Raw genomic sequence first — 6,238 nt, forward strand, 5'->3', positions numbered from 1 at the left:
AGTTCGAAGGGGGCGGTACGCGCAGGCCTTGAGAACGAGCTAGCTGGTGCTCCTCCGGCGGAAGATCGCGAGAACCGGAAGGCCGCTGCCGAGCAGCAGCAGCAGTGTACCCGGTTCGGGAATCTGCGCGAAGGTCTGGTCGATGAACGACATCGTTACCGTGCTCTGGCCCGCCTGGCCGACGGCGATCGCCAGGATGTCCTTGGTGACCGCGATCGTCTCGAGGTTGGGGACGATCGCGGAGTCGGTGGACTGGGTTCCCCCGCTTTCGTCGTCGAAGATGATGATCCGCAGGTTCGGATCGAAATCGAAGGTCTCGGTCACCGAGATCGAGCCCGAGGTGCCGAGCAGCGTCGGGTTGCCGGCGAGGTGGGCCTCCGATATCACGAAGCCCGGGGCCGTGGCGGTCACCTGAAAGCTGACCAGTGCGTCCGAGCCACCAACGGTCGAAGCGAGGTCGACGAAGGCGCCCTGGAAGCGGATGCCGTAGTTCCCCATGGAGTCAATGATCGGGATGACGTTCACGCCCGCCGCGTCCGGCATGTCGCCGGTGAAGTTGTAGGTGAAGCTCTCGAACAACTTGTCGCCGACCTGCACCGAACCGCCGCCGAGCAGCGTATCCAGTCCAACGCCCGATCCGATGATCGTAGTGGCCGACGCCGATCCCGGCAGTGCGACCAGCGCAAGGGCAAACAGAACACGGATCATTGCGCGCATGCGTTCCTCCGCGAAGACCACCCGGCAGCGGGCCAAGGCCGGATTGCCGGTCTCCGGGAGGTAGGTGGTGTGACGGGGGCGTTTGTGTCAGGGATTCGGGGCAGAAGCCCCTCTCCATGCGTAATTTCTTCCGAGTGGTGAGGTGATGGCCCCCGGGGGAGGTCGGTTCTCGGGGCTACGCCGCACCGAGGTCCGGAATGCTGGAGCCCGTCGCGGGATCCCCGCAGGGGCTTGACATAACGCCCATACCCGGACGTTCATCTGTAGTACCCAAGTAGAAATGTCCGGTTTCTCCAAAGTAGAAATGTCCGCTTTTTCCAGTCGCCCGGGGTACCAGTGAGCATGAGCTACGAGGAACTGGATCGTGTTGGCGTGATCGAGCGCATGATCGCGAAGCGGCTGACGCAGCGTGAGGCGGCGAGGATGCTGGGCCTGACGAGCCGGCAGGTGCGTCGGCTTCGGCGAACCTACGAGCGAAAGGGCCCCGGGGGCTTGGCATCGAAGCATCGCGGCAGGCCCAGCAATCGGCGGTTGCCTGGCGAGCTGCGCCGCGAGACGCTCGCCACGGTCCGCAGCCAGTACGAGGGCTTCGGTCCGACGCTCGCCCACGAGAAGCTGACGGAGCTGCACGGCTTTCGGCTCTCGGTCGAGACGCTTCGGCACTGGATGATCGACGACGGCCTCTGGGTCCCGCGGGCTCGCCGAGAGCCGCGGATCCAGCAGCCCCGGCGGCGTAGGCCGTGTCGCGGCGAGCTGATCCAGATCGACGGCTGCGACCATGAGTGGTTCGAGGAGCGCGCCGAGCGCTGCACCCTGCTGGTGTTCGTCGACGATGCCACCAGCGCCTTGATGGAGCTTCTCTTCTGCGAGTCGGAGTCGGCGTTCTCCTATTTCGCAGCGACGCGCTCGTACCTCGAGCAGCACGGCAAGCCCGTGGCGCTCTACAGCGACAAGGCCACGGTGTTCCGAGTGAACAAGAAGGAGCCCCAAGGCGGAACTGGGGTGACGCAGTTCCGCCGAGCCCTCGGACGCCTGAACATCGACATCCTCTGCGCCAACACGCCTGCGGCGAAGGGCCGCGTCGAGCGCGCTCACCTGACGCTGCAGGACCGGCTGGTGAAGGAGCTCCGTCTGCGCGGGATCAGCGACGTCAAGGCGGCGAACGCCTTCGCCCCGGAGTTCATCGCGGACTACAACCGCCGGTTCGCGCGGGCCCCGCGGAGCGAGTACGACGCCCACCGTCCGCTTCAGCCCTCCGACGATCTGGTCCGCGTCTTCACCTGGCAGGAGACCCGGCTTGTTTCGAAGAGCTTGACCTTGAACTACAAGCGGGTGCTGTACGTGCTCGACCCGACCGAGGCCGCGAAGGCTGCTCGCGGGAAGAGAGTCGGCATCGAGGAGCGGGAGGACGGCTCTCTCTGCTTCTGGCACGGCGAGCACACGTTGCTGGCGACGGCTTTCCCGAAGGAGCACGGCGTGCAACAGGGAGAAGTCGTCGAGAACAAGCGGCTCTCTGAGGTGATGGACCTCGTCAGAGAACGACAGCGCGAGCGCACCGAAGCGAAGATCGCGAAGTCGTCAACGACGACCCTGCGAGAAGCGCGTCTGCTGCGCGCCGGAACGCACCGGCGGACCACGACGGACTCCTCCGAAGAGGCCCAACCGTGATCCACACAGGCCGTCTTCTCCGCTGCCGAGTCCCGGGGCCCCAGTGGAAAGCGCCAGGCGCTTTCCACTGGGGCCCCGGGACTCGGCAGCGGAGAAGCCGGAATCAGAAGAGAAAGCGGACATTTCTACTTTGGAGAAAACCGGACATTTGTACTTTGGGCCGACAACCCCAGGGGGAGATCAAGGACGGATCGCCAACAGTGCAACCCCAGTGGGCGGTCCAGAACGATGAGGTGCTCACGCTTGAGCACCTCAGCTGAGCGTGAAGGAGGTCTCGCCGGAATGACCGACCGCGTTCTCTTTCTCGGTCCGCCTGAATCTGGCCTGCCGGCGTGGATAGAGGGCGAGGGTGATGTGGTCACCCAGACTACGGCCCGCTTGACCCCTCAATTACTCGAAGAGGCCGATGCCTCTCTCCTAGTGAGCTACGGATATCGTTTCATTCTCGGGAAGCCTGTTCTTGATCGCTTCGAGGGCAGAGCCGTCAATCTGCATATCTCGCTGCTCCCGTGGAACAAGGGCGCCGATCCCAACTTCTGGAGCTTCCTCGACTCCACCCCGAAGGGTGTCACCATCCACTACCTCGACGAGGGTGTCGACACCGGGGACATTATCGTCCAGAGTGAGATGTCATTCGACTCGGAGGTCGAAACGCTAGCCACCACGTATGCCGCGCTTTGCGCTGAGATTGAGAGACTTTTCCAGGTGGCGTGGGTCGATATTAAAGGGCAGAGCTGTCCACGTCGGCGACAAGCCGGCACAGGAACGAGTCATCGAGTGAAGGACAAGGAACCGTACCTGTATCTCCTCACCGAGGGGTGGGATACGCCGGTCGGCGTTCTCGAGACCTACGGTCGCGCCCATCGACTCAACCGGTCTTGATCGGTTCGTTCCACCGGTCCGGGAACAGAGCACCCAGCAGGCGCTTGCCGCCTCTCCCGTCTACCGTTGCCATAGCTCGCTCGCTCAGCTGCACTCTGAGCCGCCTATCCCGCAGCGCTGCGAGAAATGAGGTTGCTTCCTCGGCAAGCCCGGGGAGGTTCCGGACGACTAATGCAGCCCTGGTGCGTTCTGCGGCTTCGGCTACCAGTGATTGATTGTCGTGGGTCTGGACGATGATGGTGGGTAGTCCCATGTGGAGCAGCTCCCAGGTTGTGGAACCCGCCGCCGACAGTACGACATCCGCAGCGTCGAATACGAGAGCCGGACTCTGTGGATCGATCGCATGCTGCCAACCCGGACGGTCGGGAGCGATTGTGGACATCGGACCGACCAGAACACTTCGTTTCCCGAACCATCCGGTTTCTTCAACGATCCGCATGAACTCGACTGCTACGCCAGTCGGATCCGAACCTCCGGTCGAAACCACGATCGAGTCGGCGGTCTCGCCTCGCCGTCTCCGGAGAGCATGGAACTCCGCTCGGACGAGAGCGAACGCCGGCCCGAGCAGCATTCGAGTGTCCTCCCGCACGTGGTAACGATGGTCACCGAGCAAGTTTTGATTGAGCAGTACATCCACGTCGAACTCTCCGCGCCCCCAATCATCGACTGCGCCGATCTTGGCTCCGGTGCTTCGCGCCCACTCGTGGTCCTCAGGCTCGAAGGTATAGCCATCGAAGAGAACTGCATCGCTTCTGCGGACTCTCTCGAGCCAACTGCGGCGCTCCTCGTGCTCGATCACGAGGACATCGAATCCATGTTTGGCCGGCACTTGCACGCCGGTGGGATCGGAGTCCATCACATAGGTGATGTCGATTGCTGCCGCTGCGGCTGCTTCTGCTACCGCCATGGTCCGCATCACGTGACCGATACCGACCTCGGCCGACGCGTTTGCCCTGATCCAGAGTTTTCTAGCCATCCTCGATCTGCTTCTGGCGCACGTCGGCGTTGAGGGCCACGATGTCGGGGCGGGCGCGAAGCGTCTGCACAACCGCGAACCACGTCGGCGCTCGATCACCCAGGACCTGCACCAGTTCCTCAAGCGCTCGTGCATCGTCCTCGGTGTCTAGCGTTACGCGCAGATCGTCCGCTGGGGGTGAAAAGGTCAGCCCCGCTAGCCGAAACCGATCCGGGTGCCGGTACAGAAATGACGTCACGTGGACTCGGTCGACTCCCGTGGCCTCGGCGGCTGCAATCCTGAGCGCAGCAGCCGAGCAGATTTCCACGTCCAGACCTCTTGGAAGGGAACGGGGATGGGTTGTGCTCAGGTAGTCGACATCCCCGCTTGCGAATGCAGTACCGGCCATGGCGATGAGAGAGGGATCAAGGAGGGGGCAGTCCGCCGTGAGCCGCACCACGTCATCGTCTCCAAGGCGATCCAGAACGAGGACAAACCGGCTGAGGACGTCGTCGAGAGGACCTCTCACCACCTCCGCTTCATCCTCTGCGGCCGCGACAAGAACGTCATCGCTGGAATGATCCGACGTCGCGACCACGACACGCGAGCAGGCGCCGCTTTCTTTGGCTGCCCGAATGACCCAGGAAATCACGGGACGACCTGCAAGGGGTCGCAGCACCTTGCCTGGTAGCCGTGTTGAGGCCATTCTGGCTTGAATGACGGCTATTGCCACTGGCGTCTCCGTGGTTCGACGTGCGCGAGAGTAGCTATCTGGGTAGGACCACCAGCTCTCGTGGGTTCCATCGGCCCGGGGATCGAGACCGTTAGCATCTTGCGTCGTCGCTACTTCACCTCGGGAGTTTGAGTGACCGAGACCACAGCCGCCATTACCGTTGCGATCCGCTGCGTCAACGACTCCGTTTCTCAGTTCCGGGAATGTCTCGATGCCGTGCTTGCGCAACGGCAGCCGACAGCTGACGTTGTCGTGGTCGACAGTTCCGACCATGAGGAGTTCGCAGAGCTGTGCGTTGGTGTTGAGCGCGTCAAGTACCTCCGGATCCCAGGCAAGAACCTGTCCAATGGACGCAATGTCGCGATTGCTCAGTCGGTCCACGACAGGATCATGTTCACGGATCCCGATTGTGTGCCGCAGCCCGGCTGGCTCACCGCGCTCAATCGGGAGCTAGAAGCCGGCGCCGCCGTGGTCGGAGGACGGATCGTCCCACGCTGGTTGGCGACTCCGCCGTGGATAGTCCGCAACTCGTCTCTCGCCCGCAACCAACTGGCATTGCGTGACACGGGAGGTGGGACCGCCGAAACTGATCGGGTCTTCGGTGCCAGCATGGGGTTCAGCAAGTTGGCAGTCGGGGAGAACGCCTGGTTCCGCGAAGACCTCGGTCGGGTCGACGGCGTGTTGCTCAGCGGCGAGGACACGGAGTTCTGCGAGCGAGCCATCCGCGGAGGTGGCAGGGTGGTGTTCGTGTCGGATGCGGTGGTCGAGCACCAAATACCGAAACGACGACTTCGATACTCCTGGACGTTCAAACGGACCTTCTTCACCGGCTTGAGAATAGGAGTTCCAACGGGGGATTCGTGTCCGATAAGGGGGTGATTTGACAAGTCCCTCTGGGGAGAATGAGGACTCATTGCTAGCGGAGCGCCCATTGCAAGTCTTGGGGTTTTCTCGCCGATCTGGTGGTTCAATAGGCGGACGTGTCCACAGTGGTGGCATATATCAGCTGTCATCGGCCTTCTCTTGGTGGTATCCGGCCTTGGCTTGATCGTGTCCGGAAGCACATCAGGTCTCGCGATCATCGCGACAGCGATCCTAGGCGTCGGGTTCTGGTGGCGAGCTTGTCGTGCCGCCGCCTGACACCTATCAGGCCCCCGGTTGTCAACAGGCAGTGACGTCCCCTGACGCCTGCCCTCTTGGAGCAGCGTTGTTTCTTGGGCGCGTCGTTCCTCCCTCGTCTCCGACTTTCGTTTCTCTCTTCGGGTTCCAGGCTCTGGAGCCTG

General features: G+C 62.8%; 5 protein-coding genes and 1 pseudogene. 3 read left to right on the forward strand and 3 right to left on the reverse strand.

The window, feature by feature from the left end; genetic code table 11:
• Window positions 1–39: 39 nt before the first annotated feature.
• Complete coding sequence (locus GY937_05225; GenBank protein ID MCP5056113.1) at window positions 40–753, reverse strand: PEP-CTERM sorting domain-containing protein; 714 nt, start codon at window positions 751–753, stop codon at window positions 40–42.
• 306 nt (window positions 754–1,059) lie between these two features.
• Between GY937_05225 and GY937_05230 the strand changes: the two are divergent.
• Both GY937_05230 and GY937_05235 read left to right on the forward strand, forming a co-directional pair.
• A pseudogene (locus GY937_05230) lies at window positions 1,060–2,295 on the forward strand (ISNCY family transposase).
• 372 nt (window positions 2,296–2,667) lie between these two features.
• Complete coding sequence (locus GY937_05235) at window positions 2,668–3,267, forward strand: formyl transferase (protein MCP5056114.1); 600 nt, start codon at window positions 2,668–2,670, stop codon at window positions 3,265–3,267.
• Here GY937_05235 and GY937_05240 read toward each other — a convergent pair.
• Together GY937_05240 and GY937_05245 are read right to left on the reverse strand one after the other, a co-directional pair.
• On the reverse strand, window positions 3,254–4,243 hold the full coding sequence (locus GY937_05240) for a hypothetical protein (GenBank protein MCP5056115.1): 990 nt from the start codon (window positions 4,241–4,243) through the stop codon (window positions 3,254–3,256). The two genes, GY937_05235 and GY937_05240, sit on opposite strands and share 14 nt — an antisense overlap.
• The gene (locus GY937_05245; GenBank protein MCP5056116.1) at window positions 4,236–5,228 is read right to left on the reverse strand and encodes an NTP transferase domain-containing protein; all 993 of its coding nucleotides are present in this window, start codon (window positions 5,226–5,228) and stop codon (window positions 4,236–4,238) included. Before GY937_05245 ends, GY937_05240 begins: the two co-directional genes overlap by 8 nt.
• On the opposite strand from GY937_05245, the gene GY937_05250 reads away from it, so the two are divergent.
• Entirely contained in the window at window positions 5,088–5,834 is a 747-nt protein-coding gene (locus GY937_05250; GenBank protein ID MCP5056117.1) for a glycosyltransferase, read from the forward strand. The genes GY937_05245 and GY937_05250 overlap by 141 nt on opposite strands.
• The last annotated feature ends 404 nt before the right edge of the window (window positions 5,835–6,238 follow it).

This window comes from bacterium, from assembly GCA_024228115.1.
Lineage (GTDB): Bacteria > Myxococcota_A > UBA9160 > UBA9160 > UBA6930.